This window comes from Deinococcus pimensis DSM 21231 (genome assembly GCF_000519345.1).
GTDB classification, from domain to species: domain Bacteria; phylum Deinococcota; class Deinococci; order Deinococcales; family Deinococcaceae; genus Deinococcus_A; species Deinococcus_A pimensis.
The window spans coordinates 80,101-105,552 of record NZ_KI912674.1 but is presented as its reverse complement, the minus strand read 5'-3'; the positions used below and the strand labels follow the sequence as shown (position 1 = coordinate 105,552).

Sequence of the window (25,452 nt, the reverse complement as noted above, 5' to 3'; positions counted from 1 at the left end):
GAGGTGACGCATGGTTCGGTTCGGAGCGCACGCGTTCGTGTGGACGGGCGAGTGGACGCGGGAGAGCGGGAACGCAGCGATTCGCGCCGCGAGCGACGCCGGGTTCGACTTCATCGAGATCCCCCTGCTCGACCCGGACGACTTCGACGCAGCCTCGCACCGCGCTGCGCTCGCGGAGACTGGGCTCGCGGCGACCTGCTCGCTGACCCTGCCGCCGGACGCGCACCTGCCGCATCGGCCGGAGGCGGCGCGGGCGTTCCTGACGCGGGTGCTCGACCGGATGGAGGCGCTGGGCAGCACGTACCTCGCGGGCTGCGTCGGGTACAGTCTGGGAACCCTGACGGGCCGTCCCCCCGAGCCCTGGGAGCGCGAGCGGGTCGCGGAGGTGCTCGGGACCGTGGCGCGCGACGCGGGGGCGCGCGGGATCACCCTCGCGCTGGAGGCCTGCAACCGGTACGAGACGTACCTCTACAACACCCTCGCGGACACCCGGGACACGGTGCTGCGCGTGGGGGAGCCGAACGTGCGCCTGCACGCGGACACGTACCACATGAACATCGAGGAGGAGGGGTTCCGTGCGCCCCTCGTGGCGGCGGCGGACGTGCTGGACTACGTGCACATGAGCGAGAGTCACCGCGGTCTGGTCGGCACGGGCACGGTGATCTGGGACGACGTGTGGAGCGGTCTGCGTGAGGCGCGGTTCCGCGGAGCGCTCGTGCTGGAGTCGTTCGCGGCGATCAACCCGGCCCTCGCGGCGGCCACCTGTCTGTGGCGCCCGACGCGGCATCCGCCCGAGGTCCTGGCGCGCGAAGGGCTGGCGTTCCTGCGGGACGGCGCGGCCAGGTTCGGGTTGCTGCAGTCCGCGGAAACGGCCATGGATTGAGACGGCGGGTGGGGAGAGGGCGGATTCCCGGGCGGTGTCCGTCCTCGGTCTTTTCGGGTCGCGCGACGGTAAGAACCCTGTGAGAAAACCTTCATTAAGATAGGAGCGCGACGGTGGATGGCCTCCCTCCCTCCCGCACGGTTCAGGTGGACGATCTCCCTCCTCCAGCCGACCCACCCGCAGGAAGGACGCTTCATGTCCACCGTTCTACTCGTCCTGGCCCTCGTGTTCGCCACGCTCGGCGTGCTGCTCGTCTTCGGTACCCTCGCCCCACGACTCCGCGCGGATCGCGCCGCCTTCCGGTCCGCCGTCGCGCTCACCGCCCTGCTCGTCCTCACCTTCGGCAGCGTGACCTTCTCCCTCCTGTCTCCCGAGGGCCGGCTGTGGCCCTGGGTCTCCGTGACGGCGGCGCTCGCCGCGTTGGTGAGCCTGTCTCGTGTCGCGAGGGACATCTCCGACCATCAGAACCGACTGTCACTGATCGGCGCGCGACGTGAGCATCGGGACACCCTGACGAATCTCCTCGATCGGCAGGGGCTGCTGCGCGCCTACGGGGCCCTGCGCCGGGCCGAGCGGCTCGCGGTCGCGCTGGTGGACCTCAACGGGCTCAAGAGCGTCAACGACAACCGCGGCCACAACGCCGGGGATGCCTACCTGCTGGAGGCCGGTCAGGTCCTGCGTCAGGTGACGCCCCCGGGAAGCCTCCTTGCCCGCTGGGGTGGGGACGAGTTCGTGGTGGTGTCTCCCGGAATGTCCGAGCAGGTGCTTCTCGCGGCCCTGCAGGCCGCGAACGACCGCATCCAGTCGCCACGTCCCGGCCTGCTCCCGCTCGCGTACGGCGTGGCCTCGTGCGCCGCCCGTGACCCGCTGGACCGCGCCCTCGCGATCGCCGACGAGCGCATGTACACCCTCAAGCGTGCCCAGCACGATCAGGAGGCGCAGCTCACGGGGATTCGTCTGCCCGTCACGCAGGACGACTTCTCACGGCAGCTTGACCTGCTCGACACCCCGGAGGAGGTCCTGCGGGTAGGGATGTCGCTCGCCCTGCACCTCACGGGCTTCGAAACCGCGGCCTATTACGCGCGTCGCGGGGAGGAGTACGAGCTCGCCGCGTACGAGGGTCCCGCTGCTCATCAGGAGGTGCACCGCCACCGCGTCGGGCATCTCGCGCTCGGACAGGGCGTGACGGGAGAGGCGATCCGCTCGCGCGTCGCGACGTGGAGCGCGGATTATCCCAGCGAACCCCAGGCACGGGAGGAGTGGGTCGCGGCGGGCCTCAAGAGCACGATCAGCGTGCCCGTCTTCGACGCGGGACGCCTGGTCGGGCTGGTGTGCGTCTCGACGTTCTCCACGTGGCTCGCGATCACCGGATCACGCCGAACCCTTCTGGAGACGCTCGCACAGCGGCTCGGGGCGGCGCTGGAAAGGACACGGGCCGTGGGGGACGCCACGCGGGACCTGGAAAGCGGGCTGCTCGCCCTCGGCGCGGCGCTGGAAGCCCGTGATTTCGAAACGGCGGGGCACACGCAGCGCGTCGTCTCGTTCGCCGTGAGCCTCGGAACGGCGCTCGGGGTGAGCGGACAGGAGTTGCGTGACCTGCGGGCAGGGGCGTACCTGCACGACATCGGCAAGCTGGGCATTCCGGACTCGATCCTGCTCAAGCCGGGACCGCTGACCGACGCGGAACGCGAGGTCATGAACTCGCATGTTCTGCACGGCTGCCGGACGGCGGAGCGCATCCCGTGTCTGTCTCCGGGGGTCATGAGCGTCATCCGTCATCACCACGAGCACTGGGACGGCGCCGGGTACCCGGACGGTCTGCGCGGGGAGGCGATCCCACTGGTGGCCCGCATCTTCGCCGTGATCGACGTCTATGACGCCCTGCGCTCGCGGCGCAGCTACAAACGCGCCTGGACCGAGCGTGAGGTCCGGGACGAACTGCTGGCCCAGCGAGGCCGTCAGTTCGACCCCCGGGTGGTCGACGCCTTTCTCGAACTGCCGTTCGCGTTCACCTTCGGCTTCGACGAGGCCGATCTCGTCGAGCCCTGAACCTTCAGCTTCGGGTCTCGAAGAGCGCGTCGATCCGCTCGAGCAGCCTGAGGAGTTCCGCGCGCCTCTTCTCGTCGAGGCGCGCGAGCTCGCGTGCGCTGCCGACCCGGCGCAGGACTCGGCGCCGGGTCTCCTCGTGTTCTTTACGTAAAGAACGCCGGGAGAGCTCGGCACGCAGGTCCGCGTGGGTCGCTCCACCGAGCGCCCGTTCGAGCAGGTCCGCCTGCAGTTCCCGCGGCGCTCCGGCGACCACGCCCGCGACGCTGAAGCCCAGCCCGTGCTCGCGCATGGCCGCGAGCACCGCCTCGGGCCAGTTGAGGACACGAACGCGATTCTTGGCAAAGGACTGCCAGGTTCCCCGGCCGAGCTGACCGAAGAGCGTCTCCAGAGCGCGTATCCCCTCGGGGTCCTCTTCGGGTCGGCGGAGCAGTACGTTGAGCCGGGAGCGCGCCTCACCGGAATCCACGCCCAGCACGTCCGCGACGAGGGTCAGCGTGGCGTCCACCTCGTCGATGACGCTGAGGTCCTCCCGCTGCAGGTTCTCCACGGCGGCGACGAGCGCGGCCTGTCGGTCGTCCAGGTCACGGACCTCGACGGGAACCTCCGTGAGGTTCGCGAGCCGCGCGGCCCGCAGACGCCGTTCCCCCGCGACGACCTCGTAACGGCCCGACACGAAGCGGACGACGATGGGTTGCAGCACGCCCTGCTCGCGAATGCTCGCGGCCAGACGCGCCAGTCCCTCGTCGTCGAACTGACGGCGCGGCTGGAAAGGACTGGGGGAGAGCTCGGCCACCCCGACGGTGCGGGGCGACTTCACCGCGCGCGCCTCCGCGACGTCACCGAGAATCGCGCCGAAGACACTTCCGGTGTCGGGACGCTTAGGCCTCGGCACGTTCACCCTCCGCGTTGTCGTTCGGCGCCGACACGCCCAGCGCGGCGAGAATTTCCTCGGTGGCGCGGCGGATGTCGGCGGCGGCGGCGCTTCCCGGCGCATAGAGCGGTACGGGCTGACGGGCGGCGGCGGCGTCCGGGTAGATCGCCGGACGGTAGCTGATGGGCGTTCCGACCGGGGAGACGTTGGCCCTGAGGTAGGCGAGCGCCTCCTTGTGATGACTGGTCTGGGCGTTGTACTGCGTGGGAAGAAAGAAGGCCACACGCAGATCCGGCGCCACCTCACCGTAGTTCTCGACCATCTCCAGCACGTTCGGCAGACCCTGCAATCCCTTCTCCACCGTCGGGACGGGCACGATCAGGTCGTCGGCCGCGATCGCGGCGAGCGCGCTGAGCTGCCCCAGACTGGGCGGCGAGTCGATCAGCACGAAATCGTAACGCCCCTTCAGGTCACGGACATGACGACGCAGCCTGAGCACGCCGCCGACCACACCGGGAAGCTGCGCGTCCACCATGGCGAGCTGAAGCGTGCTGGGAATCAGGTGCATGCCTCCCGCGACCTCGAAGGGTTCGGGCAGCGGTCTGTTCGCGGTGGCCGTCAGGTGCACGGTCCGGGCGAAGGGCGCGCCCTGCACGCCCAGCCACGCGCTGAGGTTCGCCTGCGGGTCCGTGTCGATCAGCAGGACCCGGAAGCCCATGGTCGCGAGGGTATAACCGACGTCGCGGGCGCTCGAACTCTTCGAGGCCCCACCGGCGTGATTGAAGAACGTCAGGACGCGCATGACAGGAGTCTACCCGGCCCGCGCGCGGCGTGTCCGGTCCTGTCGCGCCCGCGGGCAGGGCGCTTCTCGAGGTCTCGACACCGCCGACGGACGCGTGACCGCCAACGGGAGCGGCGGCCCACCGGCGTCGCGTGAACGTCCGCGGTTCACGCGACGTCGGGGCGACGCACGAGCAGGAACGCGTGCTCCCGGAGGAACTTCAGGTTGTACTTGGCGACCATCCGGTGAAAGGGTTGCTCGTCCCCGCGAAGGTGCATCACCTCGTGCCGCGCGCCGTAGCGCCGGACGACCTCGCCGGGGGAGACGCTGAACGGTGCGGCGCCCAGTTCCGGCGCGTATTCCAGCGTAATGACCAGTTGCCGCGCTCCGGGGCCGAGCAGTGCGTCGAGCGCGTCGACGTAGCGGGCCCGCATGTCGGGAGGCAGGGCGACGAGCGCCGCACGGTCGTAGACGACGTCCACGTCTCCCACGTCGTCGCGGCTCAAGTCGAAGAAGTCCCGCTGCAGAATGACGAGGTTGTCACTGCGCCACACGTCGCCTGTCCGCGTCACCTTTCCGGGGTGCTCGATGAAGAACTGCTCGACCGCACGCTCCACGGCCTCCACGCCCACGACGTCACGCGCGTGCCGGGCGAGGTAGCGGAGGTCGTTGGTCTTGCCGCAGAGCGGCACGAGGACGCGTCTGCCGTGCAGCGTCTCGGGTGGAAGGTAGGTTTCGAGAAAGGGATGCACGTCCGGTCGGTGGAAGCTCGTGGCGCTCCCGCCCCGCGCCCAGGACTCCTGCCAGAACTCGAGGTCCATGACGTACCGTAGAAGCTCCCCGCGTGCGAACGCGGTGAACGATCGCACGCCGCCAGTGCCGCCCTGTCTGGACAGGTCACCGGTCGCGGTGACCGCGTCGCGCACCCACGTACACTCGAAGGGTGAGACGCACCCGGTGTCCTCCGATGGAACCCGACCTGCGGGTGGTGGAACGTTCCCCGGTCGCGTTCGTCGCGAAGATCGTGCTACGGACGCGAGCCGTGGCCGTCACCCTCGGCACCACCATCCACCTGAGCGGCGCGACACGGGGGGAGTTCCTCGCGAGCCCCCTGTGGGTGGAGCACGAACGCGTCCACGTGGGGCAGTACCGACGCCACGGCTTCTGGCGTTTCCTCGCGCTCTACCTCGCGGAGAGCGTCAGGCGGGGCTACCACGACAACCGCTTCGAGGTGGAGGCGCGCGAGCGGGCCGCCGAGGTCGTCCGGTCCTCCAGAACGAGGGCCACCGGACGCTGAACTCCGCGGGACCGAGGTGCACCTACCGAAGGGGGGATTCGGCGTTCGCGGCGGGCTCTCCCTCGGACGCTTCCGCCTGCTCGGCCTGCAACTCGCGAGGCGTGTAGTAGCGGCGCAGCCAGGTGCTCAGCCCCGTCAACCCGGGAAAGAGGGTGCGCTCGTTGATGTTGGCCTGGTCGAGCTTGTCCCGCACCTCCCACTTGAGCGACGCGGGAATCACGATCTTGCGGGACGCCTCGGGCCGCGCCCTCAGCCAGTCCTCCAGGGACGACGAGGGGTTGGAGAGCAACCCGAAGAGCGCGTACTGCTGCACGATCCGCTCGTCCACGGAGGGCGGCTCGAAGAACAGCAGGAAGGGCTCGCGGGCGCGCGCCTCCATCCGGTCGAGCGCCTCCACGTCGAACACGGGCCCGCCTCCGGGGTGGTCGCGTCCACGTCGGCCGCTTCCGAGGGTCGCGAGCAACTCCGCCGTGAGGACGTCCGATCCCTCACGCTCCAGCAGGTCGCGCAACTCGCGTGGCAGCTGACTGTTCGTGAAGGTGTAGTCCACCATCCACACGACGCCGTCACGGTCGTACTTCGCCGTGTCGGCGGTCGCGAAGTGCATCGCGACGAGCGGCGAGTACGACCAGTCGAGCAGGCGCGTCGGCAGCCCGTGATGCTGTCCCATCGCGAGCCAGTGCCACGACGAGTCCTGGTCGACGACGTTGCGGACCGCGTACCGGCGGAACGCACGCAGCAGATGCTGCTCCAGGACGCGCGGGTCGCCTCCGAGCCTGGAGAGGGACGTCACGAGCGAGTACCTCGCGTCGGACACACCGCGAAACGCGAAGGGAGAGCGGTGCCGATTGAGACGGGCGTTCCAGGAGCTCGAGTACACGGCGTCCTGCAGCTCGGTCCACGAGGTCACGCGGAGTTCCTGCATGCCCTACCCTGGCAGTCCGAACCGATGGACGCGTGGGGAACGGGTGAAGGTCCTTGCAGAGCCGAAGGACTCCCTCAGACGAGCAGGACGTCCACGTACCAGACGTGCGTGCCGCCACGCCGCCACGGACGCGACACGACGCGTCTCCCGTTGATCGTGTGGGCGCGCCGCTCACCGAGCGAGTCGGCCTCGAAGTCGGTCGTGACGATGCCGCACCCGGCGGTCACGCCGCTCTCCGGAGGAAGCGTCGTCGCCACCACCACGTGGTCCGCGTCGTCTCGCTCGTCCACCACGAGGATCTCCATGTCGTCGAGCTCGGGCATCTGTTCCACCATACGACGTGCGGGCAGGCGGTGAGCCGACGTTCAACCGACGGTGAAGCGCACGCCACGCGGAGTGACGGAAAATTCACAACCCGACGTCGTCGCGTGCGGGATGCTCGACGGGCACGCACAACGCAATCGCGGACGCACCGGCGCCCGACCTCGCGTCACGCCAAATCACGTGCTCCGCGCGGAGACCGATGAACCGTACCTCCCGCCGTTCCCTGCTCGTCCCCGGCCTGATCCTCACCGCCCTCCTCGCCGCCTGCGGGCAGACGACCACCTCACGAACCGACGCCACGACGTCCGACGTCACCGCTCAGGCGGTCCCGGGCGCGGCTTCGAACCGCGTCGAGGGCGAGGTCCTCGTGCAGTTCACCCGCGAAGCCGGAAACCGCGGCGTCGCCGACGTCGAGGGACGCGGCCTGCGGACCCTGGAGCGCGTCGCCGTCACGAACGGCGCTCCCCTGCTGCGGATGCGCATCACGAACGGTCAGGCGGTGGAGGCGGTCACCCGCGCCCTGTCGAACAACCCGAACGTCGCCTTCGCCGAGCCCAACTGGATCTACACGCACGGCGCCGTCAGCAACGACCCCTCCTACACCGACGGCACCCTGTGGGGCATGAACGGCTCGGCCACCACGCCCGTCAACACGTACGGGAGCGGCGCGGGCAGCGCCTGGGCGGCGGGTCACACGGGCAGCAGGAACGTGTACGTCGGCGTGATCGACGAGGGCATCCAGTTCACGCACCCCGACCTCGCCGGGAACGTCTGGACGAACCCCTTCGATGCGGTGGACGGCATCGACAACGACGGCAACGGCTACGTCGACGACACGCACGGCTGGGACTTCGCGAACGGCAACAACACCGTCTTCGACGGCAACAAGCGCGAGGGCACCGACGAGCACGGCACGCACGTCTCCGGCACCATCGGCGCGATCGGCGGCAACGGGCAGGGCGTCGCCGGGGTGAACTGGAACGTGACGGTCATCAGCGGGAAGTTCCTCGGCGCGCGCGGCGGCACGACCGCCGACGCCATCAAGGCCGTGGACTACTTCACCGACCTCAAGAAGCGGCATGGGCTCAACATCGTCGCGACCAGCAACTCCTGGGGGGGCGGCGGCTTCTCGCAGGGTCTGCTCGACGCGATCAACCGCGGCGGCGACGCCGGCATCCTCTTCATCGCCGCGGCGGGCAACGGCGGCAGTGACGGCGTCGGCGACAACAACGACACGACCGCCAGCTACCCCAGCAACTACGAGTGCACGAACGGAGGCAGGCGCGGCTGGGACTGCGTGATCGGCGTCGCCGCGATCGACAGGACCGGCGCGCTCGCCCGCTTCTCCAACTACGGCGCGAAGACGGTGGATATCGGCGCGCCCGGCGTGAGCGTCACCTCCACGCTGCCCACCAACACCTACGGCGCGTACAGCGGCACCAGCATGGCCACCCCGCACGTGTCGGGCGGCGCGGCGCTCTACGCCAGCACGCATCCCGGCGCGACCGCCCAGCAGATCAGGGACGCCATCATCGCGAGCGCCAAGGCGACGCCCTCCCTCGGCGGGAAGACCTCCACGGGCGGCAGGCTCGACGTCAGCGGCTTCTGAACCCACGAGTCGGACGGGACGCTAGGCTGAGGCGTGCGTCCCGTCCGCCCTGCCCGCGCGCGGCCCACCTCTCCCGGTGGGCCGCGCCGTCCGCCTCGCCGCAGGGAGGACGGACCGTGGAACTGACGCGCCTCGACTCGCTCGCCGCCCTGCTGGGCGCCGCCCGGGAACGCCTCCCCGTGTTCGTCGTGAGCGGAAAGCTCCCGGGCGAGCCGTGGGGCGTCACGTACCACGCGGGGCACGGCGTGGACGGCACGGTCGTCGCGCGCGCCCTGCTGGAGAGCGAGGACGCCGTCGTGGCGAGCGTGCGGCGGGCACGCGGTCAGGACCTGGCGGTGGCGCACCTGTCCTGGCGGTGGGACCCCCACTTTCCCCTGCTGCACCACGACTTCCCCGCCGGAGCTTCGTGGTCAGCGCAGGCGGCGCTCGTCGGCACGTTTCCGATCTTCCGCACGCTGCGCGACGCGCCCGAGGTGCGTTCAGCCCTCGACGCCTTCGCGACGTTCGACGTGGCAGAGTGGCGGTTTCGAGGCGCCCGGGTGCTGCCCCGGGAGAACACGGGGCGGCTCGTCGTCTACGCGGCGGACAGCGCGGCCCTCGCGGCGCTCACGCGGCCCCTGCTGCTGATGGTCCCGGACGCGCTCGTCCGGGACGAACTCCCTCCCGAGCGGACCGCGCCGGACCCGCGACCACCTCCCGTGACCCGACGCCGCGTTCCGCGCGGACGCTGAGCCTCAACGTACGAGCCCCTCCAGGGTCCGGATCGCCGTCACGCAGGAGGGGTCCTCGAGCGACAGGGCGCGCAGCACGCCCAGCAAGCCACGTTGCAGGCGCGCGACCTCACCGGGAACGAGATGGACCCGGAGCGCCTCCTCGAGGTGGAGTCCGTACCGTCGGCGCGTGTACCGCGCGACGCGCACGCCACGTTCCCGGGAGGTCAGTTGCGGGATGACCGCCGTGGGCAGCGCACCCTCGAAGGGCGCTCCGGTCCCGAAGAACACACCTCCGTGCTCCAGCGTCAGCGCGAGGGCCACGCCGAACGTCGCGGCGGTCCGGGTGCCGGCCGTCCACACCGGCACTCCCGCGACGCGCAGGGCCACGCCTCGCTCGCGGACGTCCCAGTCGAGCGGATCACGGCCATGGGCGCGCAAGAGACCGACCGCCCGATCGAAGTCCCGCCTCGAAGCCTCCGGGTCGCCTTCCTGCGCCTTCAGCGCGGACCGCACGATCAGGGCCGCCTCCCGAGCGGCCGTGACCGCCTCATCGGTCGACCCGACGAGGAAGCTCAGTTCGTCACCCTCCTGCACGGGGTCGATGATCTCCCGGGGGGACCGCCCACATCGTGACCTTCGCCGCGCCGATCAGGTGACTTCCGAGACCTCCACGGGACGCCGCTCGCGAGCGCTGCGGTAGCTCGCGAGGATGAGCCGCACCGCTTCCAGCCCGTCCTCGCCGGAGCAGATCACCCTCCGTTCGCCCCTCACGGCCTCCAGGAACTCCAGCACGTTGCGTGAGTGCGGCTCCAGACCCGCGAACTGGTACGTCGCGACGTCCTGCTCGTTCCAGTCCGTACCGGGCGAGGAGCGGAACACGTGCCGCATGGTGGGCCGACCGAGCCGGTTGGTGTACTCCAGCGCGCCGCGCGTGCCGTACACCCAGAACGCCTCCTCCCAGCCGGTCGCGGTCCACGCGTTCTCCACGCTGCCGAGCGCGCCCGACGCGAACTCCAGCGTGACGACGCTGGTGTCCTCGACCTCCACGTCGTACCCGAGGGTGGCCATGCGGGCGAAGACCTCCCGGACGGGACCGCCGAAGTACCGGGCGAGGTCCATCATGTGGCTGCCGTTGTCGAGGAGCGTGCCGCCACCGGCGCTCGCGAGCGTCCGGAACGAGGCGCGCGGCTCCTGACCGCCCCAGTCGTGCGCCTGCCGCAGTCGGACGAAGGTGACGCGGCCGAGTTCGCCCGACTCGATCAGCTGCCTCGCCTTCTCCGCCGCGGGGTTGGAGCGCAGGTGATGCCCCACCTGCAGCACCACGCCCGCCTCGCGGCAGGCGCGGATCATGTCGTGCGCCTCGGACAGGGACATGGAGACCGGCTTCTCGCACAGCACGTGCTTGCCCGCGCGGGCCGCCGCGATCGTGGCGGGATGGTGCAGGGCGTTCGGGAGGCACACGGACACCGCCTCGATCTCGGGGTCCGCGCACAGCGCGTGGAAGTCCGCGTAGCCGCGCGGCACACGCCACTGGGCCTGCACGCGCTCCAGCGTCTCGGCGTGCGCGTCGGCGATCGCGACGACCTGCGCGCCCGCCGCGGCGTACCCGGCGAGGTGGAAGCGCGACACGCCGCCCGCCCCGATCACGCCGACCTTCACCGCGTCCTCCCCAGCCGTCGGAAGACGACGCCCGCCGCGACGCCCCCGGCGAGGTACCACGCGACCGTCAGCACCTGCGTGAACGGCACGCGCTCGTCCGGTTGCCGCCCCAGCCCCAGCGGGCGCGGCAGCAGCACCGCGCCCAGGCCCGCCGCGAGCCCGAGCGCCGCGCCGCGGGACGAGGCGCCCGACGAGACGCCCAACCCGACGAGGGCGTAGTACAGCGTGTTCGACAGGAGGTCACCCGCCATGGAGGCCCGGTAGAGGTCCCCCCCGCGAGGAGGTTCCACGCCCGCGCTCCGCAGGCCGCCCGCGAGCGCGCGCTCCCCGATGACCTCCATCCGGGGTGCGTGCGGCACCATCCGGCGAACGCCCTCGTTGAGGACGGTGACGGCCAGCGCGCCCGTCGCGCCCGAGAGCAGCGCGGGCCACACCCGCCCGGCGCCGCGATCCTGAAGTTCTCCCCCTTCGTGCATTCTTCCCTCCTGCGCTCGCGTGGCGGGCGTCCTCGGGGAGGATACCCCCGGCGCTCTGCCCGCACCTTCGGCCACGGTTCATGAACCCGGGCCGGGCTCCGATGGGAGCCCGGCCCGGGTTCGAGCGGTCACTCGCCCGCGTCGCGCGCCTGCCTGTCGGCGTTCGCGCCGTGCAGGCCCGCCTTCGCGCGGTCCACGACCGCCTTGCCCTTCTCCACCACGCGGTCCACGGGGTTGTCGGCGGTTTCCGCGTTGAAGTCATGCCCCTCGGCGCGGGCACGGTCGGCGCCCTCGTTCACCTTGGACTTCACGGCGTCCGCCGCCTCGCCGAGCCGCTCGCCGACGCTCTTGTCACGATCCGTCATGACGTCACCTCCAACCTCAGCTTGAACGCCGGAACCGAAGATTTGTCCGGATCGAGCTCAAGACGTCCAGAGCGAACGTGGCGCGTGGTGTTACGCGAGTGTAACGCGGCGCGGCTACGCTGCCTCGAACCACAACTTCAGCAAGGAGGCCCCATGCCAGGACGCGGGATCACGTCATGATCGCCCTGTCGGCCCGAGGGCTCTGCAAGGACTTCCGCGGCTTCCGCGCCACGAACCTTGTGGACCTCGACGTCGAGGAAGGAGAGATCCACGCCATCATCGGCCCCAACGGCGCGGGCAAGACCACGCTGTTCAACCTGCTCTCGGGATTCCTGAAGCCCACCTCAGGCGAAGTGCGGCTCTACGACGAGCCCATCTCGCAGCTCGCGCCCGAGGCCATCGTCCGGCGCGGCCTGTCGCGGTCCTTTCAGATCTCCAGCGTCTTCCCGACCCTCAGCGTCCTCGACAACGTGATCGTGGCGCTCCAGTCGCGCAGCGCCCTCCCGGGGGCGTTCTGGCGCTCCGAGCGCAGCATGCGGACCTTCGAGCCGCGCGCGCGCGCCCTGCTCGAAGAGGTGCACCTCTCGAACCTCGCGCACCGCGCCGCCGCCGACCTCTCGCACGGCGAGAAACGTCAGCTGGAGATCGCGCTGTCCCTGACGCAGGAACCGAGGGTGCTGCTGCTCGACGAGCCCACCAGCGGCATGGGCTCCGAGGGCGTCGCGCGCGTCATCCGGCTCGTGCGGGAGGTGGCGCGCGGCCGGACGGTCGTGCTGGTGGAGCACAACATGAGCGTCGTCTCCGAGCTCGCGGACCGCATCACGGTACTGCAGTACGGAAGCGTCCTCGCCACGGGCCGGTACGACGACGTGCGGCGCGACCCCCGCGTCGTCGAGGCGTACCTCGGCGAGGAGGTCGCGTGACCGTGCCCGAAGTGGCGCGCGGCGCGGCCCTCACGGGGGATGCGCCCCTGCTCTCCGTGCGGAACCTCAATGCCTACTACGGACAGAGTCACGTCCTGCACGACGTGAACTTCACGGTGGGCCGCGGTGAGGTCGTCAGCCTCATCGGGCGCAACGGCGCGGGCAAGACCACCACCCTCAAGAGCGTCATGGGGGTCCTGCGGTCCCGCACGGGCCAGGTGACCTTCGAGGGCCGCGACCTCGTCCGGCTCCCTTCCAACGCGGTCGCCCGTCACGGGATCGCGTGGGTGCCGGAGGAACGCGCGATCCTCTCCACCCTCAGCGTCCGCGAGAACCTCGAACTGCCGCCCGCGCGGCCGGGCGGCTGGTCGCTCGACAAGATCCACCAGCACTTTCCCGTCCTGCGCGAGCGCGGCCATCATCCCGGCAGCAAGCTCTCCGGGGGAGAGCAGCAGATGCTCGCGATCGCGCGGGTCCTGCGTTCGGGACCGAAGCTGCTGCTGCTCGACGAGCCCTCCGAGGGGCTCGCGCCCGTGATCGTGCAGCGCATCGCGGCCATGCTCGACACGCTGCGCGCCGAAGGCATGAGCGTCGTCCTCGTGGAACAGAACTTGCGCTTCGCCACCCGCCTCGCCGACCGTCATTACGTCCTCGTGAACGGCGCCGTCGTGGAGGAGGTCGCGCGGGCCGACGTCGCCGCCCGCGAGGCGGACCTCCTCGATTACCTCAGCGTCTGAAGCCCTTTCCCCTCAAGGAGACATCATGAACAAGACCGTCCTGACCCTCACCCTGGCCCTCACGGGCCTCGCCGGCGCCCAGAAGCTCAGCGACAACGTCGTCCGCGTCGGTGTCCTCACCGACCTTTCCGGCGTGTACTCCGAGCTCGCGGGGCCCGGTTCCGTCAAGGCCGCGCAGATGGCCGCCGACGACTTCATGAAGGCCAACAAGGCCTACGCGGGCAAGGTGCAGGTCGTCGGCGTGGACCACCAGAACAAGGCGGACGTCGCGAGCAACAAGGCCGCCGAGATGATCGACCGGCAGAACGTCGACGCCATCGTGGACCTGCCCACGTCGTCCGCCGCGCTCGCCGCGTCCGAGGTGGACCGTCAGAAGAAGACCGTCACGATGGTCGTGACCGGCGGCACGACGGCCCTCACCAACGAGAGCTGCAGCCGCTACACCTTCCACTACGCGTACGACAACTTCATGCTCGCCAACGGCACGGGCACGGCCGTCACGAAGCGCGGCGGGTCGAGCTGGTACATCATCTACCCGAACTACGCCTTCGGGCAGGACCTCAACCGTCAGATGACGGCCGCCGTGCAGGAGGCGGGCGGCAAGCTCGTCGCGCCGAGCGACGCGACGCCTTTCCCGAACACGGACTTCAGCACGTACCTGCTCAAGGCGCAGAGCCTGCGTCCGAAGGTGTTCGGCACGATGCAGGCGGGCGCGGACCTCGTGAACGTCGTCAAGCAGTACAACGAGTTCGGGCTGCGCAAGCAGGGCATCGGGCTCGGCATCGGCCTGCTGTTCGAGACGGACGTCGCGGCGCTCGGGCAGGACGCCTTCGCGGGCGCGCTCGCGACCGTGCCCTGGTTCTGGAACCTCGACGAGCGTTCGCGCGAGTGGGCCGCGAAGTTCGAGAAGGCCTTCGGGAAGAAGCCCACCTGGGCGCAGGCGGGCGTGTACAGCGCCACGATGCAGTACCTCAACGCCGTCGCGCGCGCCAAGACGGACAACAGCGACGCCGTCGTGAAGGCCCTGGAGAACTACCGCTTCAGCGACTTCTTCGCCCGCAGCGCGTACATCCGTCCGCAGGACCACCGCGTGCTGCTTGACGTGTACACCGTGCAGGTCAAGTCGAAGGCGGAGAGCAAGGAGGCCGGGGACCTCTTCAAGATCGTCTCGCGCATCCCCGCCAACCGCGCCTTCATGCCCCTGAGCGAGTCCAAGTGCCAGATGAAGTGATTCTCGTGGGGCGCGCGCCGGGCGCGCTCCCCTGTGCCGGGAGGCGGACGTGAACGCCCAGCTGATGCTCATCCAGGTGTTCAACGGGCTCGTGAACGGCGCGTTCTTCGCGCTGCTGTCGCTGGGCCTCGCGGTGATCTTCGGGCTGCTGCGCATCGTGAACTTCGCGCACGGCGCGCTCTACATGCTCGGCGCGTTCGTGGCGTTCGCGCTGGGGCAGGCGTTCGGGCTGGGCTTCTGGCCTGCCCTGCTCGTCGCGCCCGTCGTGGTGGGCCTGCTCGGCGTCGCGCTCGAACGGGGCCTGCTGCGGCGGCTGTACGGCCTCGACCCCAGCTACAACCTGCTGCTCACCTTCGGCCTGACCCTGCTGATCCAGGACGCCATCAAGCAGGTGATGCTCACCCGTTACGCCGTGTCGAGCGCGCCCTACACCATCCCGGAGGCGCTCGTGGGCGCCACCAATCTCGGTTTCGTGTTCTTCCCGACCTATCGCCTGTTCGTGATCGGGTTCGCCGTCGTCGTGTGCGCCGCGACGTGGTTCGTGATCGAGCGGACCCGGGTGGGCGCCGTCATCCGCGCCGCGACGGAGAACCCGACGGTCACGCAGGCCTTCGGCATCGACGTGGGCCGCTGGGTGACGATCGTGTTCGGCTTCGGCGTGGCGCTCGCGGCGCTCGCGGGCGTGCTGGCCGCGCCGATCTACAGCGTCGAGCCGTACATGGGCTCGGAACTCATCATCGTGACGTTCGCGGTCGTCGTGATCGGCGGGATGGGCAGCATCCTCGGGTCCGTCGTGACGGGCTTCGCGGTCGGGGTGCTCGTCGCGCTGGGCTCGGCGCTGTACCCGCCCATCGCGAACACCCTGGTGTTCGTGCTGATGGCGCTCGTGCTGCTGCTGCGCCCCAACGGCCTGTTCGGCCTCCCGGAGACGAAGTGACGGCCTTGCCCGTCACGCGTGACCGCGCCCGCCGGGGCGCCGCGCTCGTCGTGGCGGCGGCCGCGCTGATCCTGCTGATCCTGCCCCACGTCGTGTACCCGGTGCTCGCGCTCGACATCCTCGCGTTCGGCCTCTTCGCCGTCGCGTTCGACCTGATGTTCGGCTTCGCCGGGCTGCTGTCGTTCGGACACGCGGCCTTCTGGGGCACGAGCGCCTACACCACCGCTTGGCTCCTCGGGCACGGGCAGAGCGTTCCCGTCGCGCTGCTCGGCGGGACGCTCACCGCGCTCGTGGTGGCCGTCCCGGTGGGGTTCCTGTCGGTCCGGTCCATCGGCATCTACTTCTCCATGATCACGCTGGCGTTCGCGCAGATGCTGTCGTTCCTCGCGCTACAGTGGACGGACGTGACGGGCGGCGAGAACGGCCTGCAGGGCCTCGCCCGGCCCGGCCTGCTCGGGCTGGACTTCACGAACAGCATGCACCGCTACTACTTCGCGCTCGTGGTGTTCGCCCTGGGGTGCTGCGCCGCGTACCGGGTGGTGCGGTCTCCCTTCGGGAAAACCCTCGTGGCCGTCCGGGACAACGAGACGCGCGCGCGCAGCGTGGGGTACTCCCCGACGCGCTTCAAGCTGACGGCGTTCCTGATCTCGGCGGCGCTCTCGGGCCTCGCGGGCTCATTGTTCGTGTTCGGTCACGGCGTCGTGAGTCTGGAGGTCGTGAACTGGCGGACGTCCGGCGAGGTCGTGATGATGACCCTGCTCGGCGGGACGGGCACCCTGTTCGGTCCCGTGGCGGGCGCGGCGATCGTGCTGCTGCTGCGTGACGTCCTTACCACCGCGAGCCTGCCCGTGGGGGTCGTGACGGGCCTCGTGTTCGTGCTGGCGGTCCTGTTCTTCCGCCGGGGGGTCGTGGGGACACTTCAGGGCTTCCTGAAGGCCCGCCGCTGAGGAGCGTCGGGAGCAGGGGACGGGGCGGCCTCCGGAGGGGCCGCCCCGTCCCTTAAGGCGGGGCGAGGGGATTCGTGCGGGACCTTCACCCCGCGCGGCCTACGGTGAGGCATGACCGACCACACCCCCCTGAGCGACATCGAACCCATCGGACGTCCCGTCGAGGAGATCGAACGCGACCAGCGCAACCGCGTCAACCCGCCCGCGCACGACACCGACGTGGACCCCGGCACCACGGACGGCATCATCGCGCCGTACAACACCGGCACCGGCACCGCCCCCTCCGGCGCGGGCGCCGCCACACCGAGCGTCCCCCTCGTGGACGAGGAGGCCGACAGAGACGGACGCTGAGAACAGGGACCTCGTCGCGGCCGTTCGTTCGCAGTGAAACCCAAAAGTCAGTCTCCATCGAGGGGCGGACTCCGAACACCGGAGTCCGCCCCCGATTTCGAGCCGCTGGGGGAGGTATCGGTGATCTTGGGGGATTCGTTCGCGGGAGGTGTCGGTGAACTCGGGGGAAAACGGGCAGAAAAGTCGTCCCACAGCAGTGTCGCCGCTCTGCCCGTTTCGGCACCCAATACTATCGGTGAACTTGGGGGAAATAGTGCAGGGAGGTTGTCCCACAGCGGCTCTCCTATCTCGTCCTCTCGATCGTCTCCTCTCGATCGTCCGACGCTATCGGTGTACTTGGGGAATGGCGGCCGCAGAGTTGAAAATTCGAGTCGAGGGCCGCCCTCTCATTCTGGAACGTGCTCCTAACGCTCACTCAGCGATTGAAGACGTGAAAGCAGTTCCTCCATGTAGCTCTCGGTTTTCTGTTGGGCTTGTGCAGAAATGTATTCATGCTTGATCTCGAGCGCATTCAAAACTCCCTGACAACACGCGTCTTCCATACGAGCCCAATCGTTTTGACGGAGTCGTTTTCCGATAAGGACCTTCAACGAGCTGCGCACATGCTCCCACTGCTCGTGAGGCCGAAGTCCCGATAGCTTCACTCGCTCTCGTTCGGCCGCTTCTGCAGCGGCCCTTTCCGCCAGATCGACTAGTGTCGTGTTGCGTACACTGGCTTGACCACCAGACGTCGAGATTGCTGAAAACCGGTCTTCAAGCACGTACTTGTCAGGATGATTCAGCATGTCGACGACGAGGCCAGCGGGGCTCCTCAATTGATCAGGGCGCCTGACGACCTGCCGCTTGACGTAATCGACGACGTCTTCCACACGCTCCGGTGCTTCGCAGGCAAGTTTATTCGCCTGTGGAGCTGCCACACCCACGGAAATCAGCAGACGGACGAGGTGTGGATCGGCTTGTTGATGTGCGGAAAACACATAAGTGATGGAGGTATTTCTTCGGGAACCCTCAATTCGCACCTCGGCAAGGTAGCGTTGCGCGACAAGCTCCTCGTGTGCTTCGCAGAGTGTCCTGAGGACACGAGCAGGTTTCTCGTCCTGTATGCCGCACGCCTGACGCCAATCCAGAAGTCCGACGGACAACTCGGGAAGCGGGCGGCCGGCATCCGTGTATCGGTGGGCTTCGAGCAGTCGGTAGAGGGCGCGTGCAGGTGGTTGCTCGATGGCGGTCAAGAGTTGTCGTTCGAGCGCTTGCGTGAAGCCTGCGCGAATGGAACGGGCGAGCTCATCACCAATTCGGATGGATAGGGTCGCTTCAGGAACGAGCTTGCGCAGTCTCTCGGTTTCGTCGTCCCCTCCAAGGTCCAGGAAGGCGATCTTGTCGATGAGCCGTAACGTCACGTTTGTCCTGATTTGGTCGTGGCTCGGGCTGGCCCAACCCTCCGACACGATGAAACCTGTGGACCACAACCGTAACAGCGATTCTCGCAGCCGGTGGTAACTGCTGCCGTTGTTCGGCAGGAAGCTCGCTTCTCTCAGGGCGTAGGCCGTGGTGTGCAGCCAGTTGTCACGAGGTGAGTCGTGAGCTGCGAAGAGGGACTCTATGCCGATCAGCACGTTGGTATCGATGCCACGTGGTCTGCCGTCTGCCGCGCGGATCTCCAGTCGATATGACTGCGTCCCCACCGTGAAGGCAGAGGACCAGCGAGTTTCGGGGCCGACGCGGGTCTGGAGGCTGACGATGCCGAGGCGTGCGACGTTCCTCTCGTCGACAGTGGCGAAGTCCTGGGTTCGATGGTCCTTCTTCATGCGCTCCTCTCGTCGCGGCCTGTTGTTGTTTCTTTTACTAAAGAAAAACAAAAAAAACAACAACAAGGGCGAATCATGAGTGCGTCCAGGACGCGCTTTCCCTCGAAAAACGTACCAAAGGTGTCGCTATTGTGAGAGAAATCGTGCCAAAGGTGTCGCTATTTATGAGGAGAAACGTACCAAAGGTATCGTGCTTTGCAAGTCAAAGCGGAGACGAGCCCGGAGGAGAGAAAACGCCGTCCAGCACGTGGACACAGTGAGGACACAAAAAAACGTACCAAAGGTGTCGCTATGGGCAGTACCAAAGGTGTCGCTACCTGGCGACATAACGTACCAAAGGTGTCGCTACAGAATCTCCTGCTTCTATGGGGAATTGTTATGTTATAAGCTAAACGTACCAAAGGTGTCGCTATGTGAAAAACGCTGAATTTCGTCGACCGCAGCGTCATCGTGCCAAAGTTGTCGCTATGTCTAGACAGCACACTGTCTAGACAGGGACGGCGGACAGCGAGGCTTGCTCCCGCACCTCACCCGTCGGACCCGCACTTCTCCACACCGGCGGTTTCGACGCACCCGTGAGGGTCGGGCGCACAAGGAGCTGCCATACGGTAAGAACGAGACGACGAAGCCCGGCGCTTCCGCGCCGGGCTTCTCCTTGCGGAAGCTCAGGGGTTGGGCAGGTTCACGCCGGTGTTTCCGTCCACGAGGATCCGGTCGAGGGCGCCGTCACCGTCGGCGTCGTCGAGGTTCGTGAGGCCGGCGTTCCGCACGGTGTTGTTCGTGAAGCTCAGCAGGGTCGGGTCCGCCTCGGTCCCGTCGTACGCGCCGAGGGTCAGGCCGGATTCGCCGCCGACGAGGGTGACCCCGTCGAACAGGTTCAGGGTGTTGCCGTCGATGGCGGCGTTCGCCTGGGACACGTCGAACTGCGCCGAACCGCTGCTGGTGACGTTGTTGCCGCTCACGGTCGCCGTGCCCCATCCCAGCCGCATGAGGACGTTCGAGTCGACGCTGCCGAGCGTCCGGATCGTGTTGCCCGTGACGCGGACGTCCTGCTTTCCGATCGTGGTGTCGTAGGAGTTCGCGTACAGCTGGAAGCCGGTCCACCAGCGGTCGGCTCTCAGCGCGCGAGGGTCCTTCAGCGTGACCGTGTTGTTCGTGACGGTGCAGGTACGGGCGAACTCGCAGTACGCCGTGAAGTACGCGTTGTCCTTGCCGGTCACCTCGACGGTGTTGCCGCTCAGGTCGAGGTTGCCATCCCACGCGTCCACGTAGACCTGCCGATCCGCGCGGATCCCGTTGCCCGTCACGGTGACGTCGCTGGCGACGCGCCGGTCACCGTTGTTGGTGTAGAGCTGCAGCGTGCCGTACTGGTACAGGGAGGCGCTGCTCGTGTCGGCCGTCCGGGAGACGACGCTAATGTCGGGGTTGTCCTTCACGACGACCTGCCCCAGGGTCGAGTAGACCTCCGCGTATCGGTCGGCGTCGATCTTCGCGTTCCCGCTCACCGTGACCCGACCGAGCGCGTTGTTGTAGATGCCGAGGTACGTGGGGTCCTCACGACCTTCGGGTCCGTCGCCGACGGAGAGTTCGAGGTTGCCGTCGACGGTGACGTGGTTGGTGGGGGCCTGGCCCTCGTATTCGCTCTGACCGCCGAAGATCTCGAGGTGGTCGTCGGAGTGGAGGAGCTTGTTGCCGCTGACCGTGACGTCGCCGGAGCCCGACCAGAGGTTCACGTAGGGGAGGTACCGTCCGCCCGTGTCGCCGTTCGAGTCGGTCGCCAGGATGGTGCTGCCCTTGACGGTCGTGTCGCCGTACTGGCTGCCGAGCTGGAGGTTGGTGTACTGCCCGTGGTCCGCGAGCGTCGCGGCGTCGGTGGTGATCGTGCTGTCCTCGATGGTGAGGGCGGAGAGCACGGCCATGATGTTGACGTTGTCGTCCGTCCTGATGGTGCTTCGGGTGATGCGCGCGCTGCCGACGGCCTGCACCTGCACGCCCGCGCCGTAGAACGCGAGGTCGCCGTGGGTGACGGACGTCAGCGCCGTGCCGTCGAGGCCGAGGTTCGTGGCGATGATCTGCGCGCCCCGGTTGAGCTTCACCGTGCTGCCCGTGAAGCTCACGTCGCTCCCGACGAGCGCGACGAGCATCTGACCCGCGTTCGCGGTGACCTCCGCGAAGGTCACGTGGTCGAAGTCGAGGCTGCTGGTGGAGGTCGCCGTGACGCTCCGGGCGCTCATCCGGCCGCCCGTGTTCGTCTGCGGGGCGGGCAGCAGGAACGGGTGGGCCTGGGGCTGAACCGGCTGGTGGGGGGCCGCGAGTGCCGCCGAAGGAACGGCGCTGCGGGCGGCGTTCAGGGTGGGGTGGTGGGGCGCGGGCAGCGCGGACGCGGCCCTCTGGAAGGTCGTGGCGTTCTCGCGCAGGGCGGACGCGGTGGGTTCGGACAGGTCGCCGTCGTAGATGCTGTCGGCGGCGTAGAAGGTGTCGCCCGCGAAGGTCAGGTTCGACACGAGGAGCCGGGTGTCGCCGCTCACGATGAACTGCACGTCCCCGTCGACCCGCGTCCGGTCCTGTCCCTGCCCGATGACGCTGCGGTGGTCGAGCCGCAGCGGACGCTCGCCCGGCGTGTACTCCCTGGCGCCCAGGAGGAGCACGCCGCCGACGGGGAGCGCGTCGAGCGCCGTCTGAAGTTCGGTGGTGGTGCGCGCCGAGTCCGGTGCGGCTCGGGCGATGAGGATCTTCGCGGGCGCGGTGACGGTCCTGCCGCCCGTGGTGACGTCGACGTTCACGTAGCCCCAGGCCGCGCCCGTGGGGACGGTGAAGGTGACGCTCGTGTCGCTCCATTCGGTGACGCTCGCGGCGGCGCCGCCGATGGTGACCGCGCCGGTCGTGCCGAGGTGGGTGCCCGTCAGGGTGACGGTCCCGCCATGCGGCGCCGTGGTGACGTTGAGGCCGCTGATCGTCGCGGGCAGGGTCTGCGGGACCGGGTCGACGATGGGGGTGGGTGCGGGCGCGGGCTGGTTGCAGGAGGCCAGCAGGCCGCTCGTGAGGACGAGCGCGCAGCCGAGGATCAAGGTCTTGTGGATCTTCATGAAGCTCCTTCTCCTCGCCGTGGAGGACGTCGCGAACCATCGGTTTCACGCGACGCTCACGAACCTAACGGGGACGGGATGGCTTCAGGATGGTGCCGCCGCCCGGGCCATTCCTGCACCCACGTTTCACCGCCGCTCACGCGGCCCCGCGCGCCGCCCGCCACAGTACGTTCACGCCCGCCCATCAGGCGGGCAGGGGAGGGAATCCATGGGCATGCTGGAATCGAAGGTGGCGTTCGTCACGGGCGGCGCCAGTGGGATCGGCGCGGGCACCGCGCGTCGTCTCGCGCGGGAGGGCGCGCGCGTCGCGCTGGCGGACGTGCAGCAGGAGGACGGGGAGCGCGTCCGCGACGAGATCCGCGCGGCGGGCGGCGAGGCCGTGTACCTCACCTGCGACGTGAGCGACGCCGCGAGCGTCCGCGACGCGATCGAGGCGACCGTGCGCGAGTTCGGGCGGCTCGACATCGTCTTCGCGAACGCCGGGATCAACGGGATGTGGGCGCCGATCGACGAGCTCGAACCCGACGAGTGGGACAAGACCATCGCGATCAACCTGCGCGGCACGTACCTGACGGTGCATTACGCCGTGCCTCACCTGCGCCGGGCGGGCGGGGGCAGCATCGTCGTGACGAGCAGCGTGAACGGCAACCGCACGTTCTCCACGCCCGGCGCGAGCGCCTACTCGACGTCGAAGGCGGGTCAGGTGGCGTTCGCGAAGATGATGGCGCTCGAACTCGGACGGGACGGCATCCGCGTGAACGCCGTCTGTCCGGGCGCGATCGAGACGAATATCGACGAGCGCACGCAGAAGAAGGACACGGAGCGGCTGCACATGTCGGTCGAGTTCCCCGAGGGACACCCGGCACTCCACGAGGGCAAGGGCGAGCCCGTGGACGTCGCGGACACGGTCCTGTTCCTCGTGTCGGACCTCGGGCGGCACGTGTCGGGCGTGGAGCTCTACGTGGACGGCGGCGCGTCCCTGCTGAAATGAAGGATTTCGCTGTCCGTCCGAACGAACCCTCCGGGGGTCCGAAGCCGCCGGGACGTGATGTCTGAACGTGTCTACAGGTGCATGCCGATCAGGACGGCCTCCACGCGTCTAGATTCCCTGTGGGGTCTCCAGGTTCCGCCTTTCATTCTCGCGAGGAGCACGACATGACGCACGATCCGGCAATCCGGTCTCGGCCCGACGACTCGACTCACACTCTCGCGCCCGACATGGCGCCGTTCACCCGCGAGGTCCGGGATGCCTGAGGCAGCGTGGGCGATCATCGTGCACGGCGGGGCGAAGGAGGTCCCGGAGGGCAAGGAGGACGCGAACCGCTCCGGGGTCCTCGCGGCGCTCGCGGCGGGCCGCCGGGTGCTGGAGGGCGGCGGAAGCGCCGTGGAGGCCGTGGAGGCGGCCGTGCGGGTGCTGGAGGACGACGCCACCTTCAACGCGGGCATGGGCAGCGCCCTCAACGCGGACGGCGAGGTGGAGATGGACGCCGCCCTGATGGACGGCGGGACCCTCGACGTGGGCGCCGTGACGGGCGTCATGGGTGTGCGGCATCCCGTGAGCGTCGCGCGGCTTCTCCTGCGCGAGGAGACGGTGCTGCTCGCCGGCGAGGGCGCGTCGCGCTTCGCCCGGGATCGTCGCGCGGAGCTCGCGGACCCGGACGAGCTCGTGACGGACGAGCAGCGCGGCGCCCTCGCCGAGCACGACACGGTCGGCGCGGTCGCGCTCGACGGGCGCGGTCACGTCGCGGCGGCCACCAGCACGGGCGGCCTGACCGGGCAGTCGAAGGGCCGGGTCGGGGACTCGCCCCTGCCGGGCTGCGGTTTCTACGCGGACGACACGGTGGGCGCGGTGGCGCTGACCGGTACGGGTGAGACCATCGCGCGGGCGATGGTGGCGGCGCGCGTCGTCACGAACCTGCCGGGCGCGGGGCCCGAGGGGGCGGTGCGGGGCGCGCTGGAGTTCATGGGTTCGCGTGTGGGCGGCAACGGTGGCGGGGTGGTCGTCACACCTGAAGGGCAGGTGGGCTGGTGGCACACCAGCCCGCACATGCCCGTCGCCTACGCTACGTCGCGGGAGCCGCAGCCCAGGGTGACCCTGAAGAAGACCGAGGAGGAAGCGGATGTCGAACCAGCACAGTGAGGGCGCGAGCGGGCAGGGCGTCCTCGTCATCATCGGCGGGCACGAGGCCAAGGAGGGCCGCCGCGAGGTGCTGCGCGAGGTCGCGCGTCACGCGCGCGGCGGGAAGCTCGTCATCGCGACGGTCGCGTCGCACGAGCCCGAGGGGTACTTCGAGGGCTACCAGCAGGGCTTCGACGGGCTCGGCGTGGGGGAGCTCGTGGAGCTCTACGTGCAGGAGAGGCCCGAGGCGTCGTCCCCGGAGAAGCTCGCGCTGTTCGACGGTGCCGCGGGCGTGTTCTTCACGGGCGGTGATCAGCTGCGCATCACCAGCCAGATCGGCGACACGCCCGTCGAGGCGCGCGTCCGCGAGGTGCTCGCGGCGGGCGGGGTGATCGCGGGCACGTCGGCGGGCGCGTCCGTGATGTGCGAGACGATGCTCGTGAAGGGCACCAGCGACGAGTCCTACCATGTGGGCGACCTGCGCATGGCGCCCGGCCTGGGCCTGATCGGAGGCGTCATCATCGATCAGCACTTCGCGGAGCGTGGCCGTATCGGGCGTCTGCTGGGCGCGGTGGCACACAACCCGCGAGCGCTCGGCATCGGCATCGACGAGGACACCGCGATCGTCGTGCGCGGAGCGCCCGGCGAGCAGCGCTTCACGGTGGTGGGGAGCGGCGCGGTGTACGTCGCGGACGGGGCGGGCGTCACGCACTCCAACATCGCCGAGGCGCGGCGCGCGGAGACGCTCACGCTGTTCGGCGTGCGCCTGCACGTGCTGTCGGCCGGGGACACCTTCGACCTCGCCCGCAGGGAGCCCGCCGCGCGCGCCGAGGGCCACGAGAAGGCCGCGGACTGAGGCCACGGGATGGCGGGGCGGCACGGTGGCCGCCCCGCCATCCTGCCGTCATGGCCGTCCCGGTACCGTGCGTGTCGAAGGGGAGGACGACATGCACAGGATGACGATGACGGCTTTGACGGCCCTGGGACTCGGGCTGACGCTCTCGGCGTGCGGGGGTTCGGAACTGCAACTCGCGGGGGCCGTCCAGTACAACCTGCAGGCGCCCGATCACGTCACCGCGAAGCGAGGGAGCGCCCAGGGGACGCCCATCACGGTCACGGCGACGCACCTGCTGTCCTCGCCCATCACGGCACCCATCGAGCTCACGCTGGACAACCCTCCGGCGGGGGTGCGCGCCGAGCCCGTCACGATCGACGTGAACGGGTCGAGCGCCACCCTGAACGTCTTCGTGGACGCCGCGTACGCGGGCGCGGCGTCCACGACCCTCACCGTGAAGGGCACGGCGGCGGTCGTGAACGTGCAGAAGGTGAACGTGCGGCTCGACGTGACGCCGTAGCCACTC

Annotated in this window: 26 protein-coding genes; 15 read left to right on the top strand and 11 right to left on the bottom strand. The window is 69.2% G+C overall.

Annotated features, from left to right (window positions below):
• The first annotated feature begins 10 nt into the window (after positions 1 to 10).
• Together DEIPI_RS0123370 and DEIPI_RS36070 are read left to right on the top strand one after the other, a co-directional pair.
• A complete protein-coding gene (locus DEIPI_RS0123370; protein WP_045235024.1) occupies positions 11 to 883 on the top strand; it encodes a sugar phosphate isomerase/epimerase family protein in 873 nt (290 codons plus the stop codon).
• Between the two features lie 195 nt (positions 884 to 1,078).
• A complete protein-coding gene (locus DEIPI_RS36070; protein ID WP_052351961.1) occupies positions 1,079 to 2,932 on the top strand; it encodes an HD domain-containing phosphohydrolase in 1,854 nt (617 codons plus the stop codon).
• Between the two features lie 4 nt (positions 2,933 to 2,936).
• Here the strand turns inward: DEIPI_RS36070 and DEIPI_RS34030 are convergent, their stop codons facing one another.
• From DEIPI_RS34030 to DEIPI_RS0123350, 3 genes are all read right to left on the bottom strand, one after another.
• The gene (locus DEIPI_RS34030; RefSeq protein WP_045235023.1) at positions 2,937 to 3,824 is read right to left on the bottom strand and encodes a ParB/RepB/Spo0J family partition protein; all 888 of its coding nucleotides are present in this window, start codon (positions 3,822 to 3,824) and stop codon (positions 2,937 to 2,939) included.
• Positions 3,811 to 4,605 carry a ParA family protein gene (locus DEIPI_RS0123355; RefSeq protein WP_027483373.1) on the bottom strand — a complete coding sequence of 265 codons (795 nt, stop codon included), beginning with the start codon at positions 4,603 to 4,605 and terminating at the stop codon, positions 3,811 to 3,813. The genes DEIPI_RS34030 and DEIPI_RS0123355 overlap by 14 nt, the downstream gene beginning before the upstream one ends.
• 146 nt (positions 4,606 to 4,751) lie before the next feature.
• The gene (locus DEIPI_RS0123350; protein ID WP_027483372.1) at positions 4,752 to 5,405 is read right to left on the bottom strand and encodes a class I SAM-dependent methyltransferase; all 654 of its coding nucleotides are present in this window, start codon (positions 5,403 to 5,405) and stop codon (positions 4,752 to 4,754) included.
• A 122-nt stretch (positions 5,406 to 5,527) separates the two neighbouring features.
• Here DEIPI_RS0123350 and DEIPI_RS34025 point away from each other — a divergent pair, with 122 nt between their 5' ends.
• Entirely contained in the window at positions 5,528 to 5,881 is a 354-nt protein-coding gene (locus DEIPI_RS34025) for a DUF4157 domain-containing protein (RefSeq protein ID WP_245588633.1), read from the top strand.
• Between the two features lie 22 nt (positions 5,882 to 5,903).
• On the opposite strand, the gene DEIPI_RS34020 is transcribed toward DEIPI_RS34025, so the two are convergent.
• Both DEIPI_RS34020 and DEIPI_RS0123335 read right to left on the bottom strand, forming a co-directional pair.
• A complete protein-coding gene (locus DEIPI_RS34020) occupies positions 5,904 to 6,791 on the bottom strand; it encodes an FRG domain-containing protein (RefSeq protein WP_245588632.1) in 888 nt (295 codons plus the stop codon).
• A gap of 89 nt (positions 6,792 to 6,880) precedes the next feature.
• Positions 6,881 to 7,129, bottom strand: coding sequence for a hypothetical protein (locus DEIPI_RS0123335; protein ID WP_157463919.1), 249 nt, complete (start codon positions 7,127 to 7,129; stop codon positions 6,881 to 6,883).
• Positions 7,130 to 7,329: 200 nt separating this feature from the next.
• Between DEIPI_RS0123335 and DEIPI_RS0123330 the strand changes: the two genes are divergently transcribed.
• Positions 7,330 to 8,739 carry a S8 family peptidase gene (locus DEIPI_RS0123330; protein WP_027483370.1) on the top strand — a complete coding sequence of 470 codons (1,410 nt, stop codon included), beginning with the start codon at positions 7,330 to 7,332 and terminating at the stop codon, positions 8,737 to 8,739.
• 116 nt (positions 8,740 to 8,855) lie between these two features.
• The gene (locus DEIPI_RS0123325) at positions 8,856 to 9,470 is read left to right on the top strand and encodes a hypothetical protein (RefSeq protein WP_027483369.1); all 615 of its coding nucleotides are present in this window, start codon (positions 8,856 to 8,858) and stop codon (positions 9,468 to 9,470) included.
• A gap of 3 nt (positions 9,471 to 9,473) precedes the next feature.
• Here the strand turns inward: DEIPI_RS0123325 and DEIPI_RS0123320 are convergent, their stop codons facing one another.
• From DEIPI_RS0123320 to DEIPI_RS0123305, 4 genes are all read right to left on the bottom strand, one after another.
• Positions 9,474 to 10,046 (bottom strand): hypothetical protein, encoded by a 573-nt coding sequence (locus DEIPI_RS0123320; RefSeq protein ID WP_027483368.1) that lies wholly within the window; start codon positions 10,044 to 10,046, stop codon positions 9,474 to 9,476.
• A gap of 54 nt (positions 10,047 to 10,100) precedes the next feature.
• A complete protein-coding gene (locus tag DEIPI_RS0123315; RefSeq protein WP_027483367.1) occupies positions 10,101 to 11,111 on the bottom strand; it encodes a Gfo/Idh/MocA family protein in 1,011 nt (336 codons plus the stop codon).
• Complete coding sequence (locus tag DEIPI_RS0123310; protein ID WP_045235020.1) at positions 11,108 to 11,587, bottom strand: hypothetical protein; 480 nt, start codon at positions 11,585 to 11,587, stop codon at positions 11,108 to 11,110. The genes DEIPI_RS0123315 and DEIPI_RS0123310 overlap by 4 nt, the downstream gene beginning before the upstream one ends.
• A 128-nt stretch (positions 11,588 to 11,715) precedes the next feature.
• The gene (locus DEIPI_RS0123305; protein WP_027483365.1) at positions 11,716 to 11,952 is read right to left on the bottom strand and encodes a hypothetical protein; all 237 of its coding nucleotides are present in this window, start codon (positions 11,950 to 11,952) and stop codon (positions 11,716 to 11,718) included.
• 176 nt (positions 11,953 to 12,128) lie between these two features.
• Between DEIPI_RS0123305 and DEIPI_RS0123300 the strand changes: the two genes are divergently transcribed.
• The 6 genes from DEIPI_RS0123300 (at position 12,129) to DEIPI_RS0123275 (ending at position 17,078) form a co-directional block, all read left to right on the top strand.
• Positions 12,129 to 12,875 carry an ABC transporter ATP-binding protein gene (locus DEIPI_RS0123300; protein ID WP_027483364.1) on the top strand — a complete coding sequence of 249 codons (747 nt, stop codon included), beginning with the start codon at positions 12,129 to 12,131 and terminating at the stop codon, positions 12,873 to 12,875.
• Positions 12,872 to 13,612 carry an ABC transporter ATP-binding protein gene (locus DEIPI_RS0123295; protein ID WP_084474844.1) on the top strand — a complete coding sequence of 247 codons (741 nt, stop codon included), beginning with the start codon at positions 12,872 to 12,874 and terminating at the stop codon, positions 13,610 to 13,612. The genes DEIPI_RS0123300 and DEIPI_RS0123295 overlap by 4 nt, the downstream gene beginning before the upstream one ends.
• Positions 13,613 to 13,637: 25 nt before the next feature.
• The gene (locus tag DEIPI_RS0123290; RefSeq protein ID WP_027483362.1) at positions 13,638 to 14,843 is read left to right on the top strand and encodes an ABC transporter substrate-binding protein; all 1,206 of its coding nucleotides are present in this window, start codon (positions 13,638 to 13,640) and stop codon (positions 14,841 to 14,843) included.
• A gap of 49 nt (positions 14,844 to 14,892) precedes the next feature.
• On the top strand, positions 14,893 to 15,780 hold the full coding sequence (locus DEIPI_RS0123285; RefSeq protein ID WP_027483361.1) for a branched-chain amino acid ABC transporter permease: 888 nt from the start codon (positions 14,893 to 14,895) through the stop codon (positions 15,778 to 15,780).
• Positions 15,777 to 16,727 carry a branched-chain amino acid ABC transporter permease gene (locus DEIPI_RS0123280; protein WP_027483360.1) on the top strand — a complete coding sequence of 317 codons (951 nt, stop codon included), beginning with the start codon at positions 15,777 to 15,779 and terminating at the stop codon, positions 16,725 to 16,727. The genes DEIPI_RS0123285 and DEIPI_RS0123280 overlap by 4 nt, the downstream gene beginning before the upstream one ends.
• Positions 16,728 to 16,838: 111 nt before the next feature.
• Positions 16,839 to 17,078: a hypothetical protein gene (locus DEIPI_RS0123275; protein ID WP_027483359.1), complete on the top strand. Its 240-nt coding sequence runs from the start codon at positions 16,839 to 16,841 to the stop codon at positions 17,076 to 17,078.
• Between the two features lie 404 nt (positions 17,079 to 17,482).
• On the opposite strand, the gene DEIPI_RS36970 is transcribed toward DEIPI_RS0123275, so the two are convergent.
• A complete protein-coding gene (locus tag DEIPI_RS36970) occupies positions 17,483 to 18,886 on the bottom strand; it encodes a replication initiator protein A (RefSeq protein WP_084474841.1) in 1,404 nt (467 codons plus the stop codon).
• Positions 18,887 to 19,551: 665 nt separating this feature from the next.
• Positions 19,552 to 21,972: an IPT/TIG domain-containing protein gene (locus tag DEIPI_RS0123265; RefSeq protein WP_027483357.1), complete on the bottom strand. Its 2,421-nt coding sequence runs from the start codon at positions 21,970 to 21,972 to the stop codon at positions 19,552 to 19,554.
• A 208-nt stretch (positions 21,973 to 22,180) separates the two neighbouring features.
• Between DEIPI_RS0123265 and DEIPI_RS0123260 the strand changes: the two genes are divergently transcribed.
• From DEIPI_RS0123260 to DEIPI_RS0123240, 4 genes are all read left to right on the top strand, one after another.
• Positions 22,181 to 22,963 carry an SDR family oxidoreductase gene (locus tag DEIPI_RS0123260; protein ID WP_027483356.1) on the top strand — a complete coding sequence of 261 codons (783 nt, stop codon included), beginning with the start codon at positions 22,181 to 22,183 and terminating at the stop codon, positions 22,961 to 22,963.
• Between the two features lie 255 nt (positions 22,964 to 23,218).
• Positions 23,219 to 24,112 (top strand): isoaspartyl peptidase/L-asparaginase family protein, encoded by an 894-nt coding sequence (locus DEIPI_RS0123250; RefSeq protein WP_027483355.1) that lies wholly within the window; start codon positions 23,219 to 23,221, stop codon positions 24,110 to 24,112.
• The gene (locus DEIPI_RS0123245) at positions 24,093 to 24,947 is read left to right on the top strand and encodes a cyanophycinase (RefSeq protein ID WP_027483354.1); all 855 of its coding nucleotides are present in this window, start codon (positions 24,093 to 24,095) and stop codon (positions 24,945 to 24,947) included. Before DEIPI_RS0123250 ends, DEIPI_RS0123245 begins: the two co-directional genes overlap by 20 nt.
• Before the next feature lie 91 nt (positions 24,948 to 25,038).
• Positions 25,039 to 25,446 carry a hypothetical protein gene (locus DEIPI_RS0123240; protein WP_157463917.1) on the top strand — a complete coding sequence of 136 codons (408 nt, stop codon included), beginning with the start codon at positions 25,039 to 25,041 and terminating at the stop codon, positions 25,444 to 25,446.
• Positions 25,447 to 25,452 lie beyond the last annotated feature (6 nt).

Excerpts from the sequence above, each read along its gene's own strand:
- DEIPI_RS0123370 (WP_045235024.1), top strand. The coding sequence starts at position 11 with ATGGTTCGGTTCGGAGCGCACGCGTTCGTGTGGACGGGCGAGTGGACG.
- DEIPI_RS36070 (WP_052351961.1), top strand. The coding sequence starts at position 1,079 with ATGTCCACCGTTCTACTCGTCCTGGCCCTCGTGTTCGCCACGCTCGGC.
- DEIPI_RS0123355 (WP_027483373.1), bottom strand. The coding sequence starts at position 4,605 with ATGCGCGTCCTGACGTTCTTCAATCACGCCGGTGGGGCCTCGAAGAGT.
- DEIPI_RS0123350 (WP_027483372.1), bottom strand. The coding sequence starts at position 5,405 with ATGGACCTCGAGTTCTGGCAGGAGTCCTGGGCGCGGGGCGGGAGCGCC.
- DEIPI_RS0123335 (WP_157463919.1), bottom strand. The coding sequence starts at position 7,129 with ATGCCCGAGCTCGACGACATGGAGATCCTCGTGGTGGACGAGCGAGAC.
- DEIPI_RS0123330 (WP_027483370.1), top strand. The coding sequence starts at position 7,330 with ATGAACCGTACCTCCCGCCGTTCCCTGCTCGTCCCCGGCCTGATCCTC.
- DEIPI_RS0123310 (WP_045235020.1), bottom strand. The coding sequence starts at position 11,587 with ATGCACGAAGGGGGAGAACTTCAGGATCGCGGCGCCGGGCGGGTGTGG.
- DEIPI_RS0123305 (WP_027483365.1), bottom strand. The coding sequence starts at position 11,952 with ATGACGGATCGTGACAAGAGCGTCGGCGAGCGGCTCGGCGAGGCGGCG.
- DEIPI_RS0123300 (WP_027483364.1), top strand. The coding sequence starts at position 12,129 with ATGATCGCCCTGTCGGCCCGAGGGCTCTGCAAGGACTTCCGCGGCTTC.
- DEIPI_RS0123290 (WP_027483362.1), top strand. The coding sequence starts at position 13,638 with ATGAACAAGACCGTCCTGACCCTCACCCTGGCCCTCACGGGCCTCGCC.
- DEIPI_RS0123275 (WP_027483359.1), top strand. The coding sequence starts at position 16,839 with ATGACCGACCACACCCCCCTGAGCGACATCGAACCCATCGGACGTCCC.
- DEIPI_RS36970 (WP_084474841.1), bottom strand. The coding sequence starts at position 18,886 with ATGAAGAAGGACCATCGAACCCAGGACTTCGCCACTGTCGACGAGAGG.
- DEIPI_RS0123265 (WP_027483357.1), bottom strand. The coding sequence starts at position 21,972 with ATGAAGATCCACAAGACCTTGATCCTCGGCTGCGCGCTCGTCCTCACG.
- DEIPI_RS0123260 (WP_027483356.1), top strand. The coding sequence starts at position 22,181 with ATGGGCATGCTGGAATCGAAGGTGGCGTTCGTCACGGGCGGCGCCAGT.
- DEIPI_RS0123250 (WP_027483355.1), top strand. The coding sequence starts at position 23,219 with ATGCCTGAGGCAGCGTGGGCGATCATCGTGCACGGCGGGGCGAAGGAG.
- DEIPI_RS0123245 (WP_027483354.1), top strand. The coding sequence starts at position 24,093 with ATGTCGAACCAGCACAGTGAGGGCGCGAGCGGGCAGGGCGTCCTCGTC.
- DEIPI_RS0123240 (WP_157463917.1), top strand. The coding sequence starts at position 25,039 with ATGCACAGGATGACGATGACGGCTTTGACGGCCCTGGGACTCGGGCTG.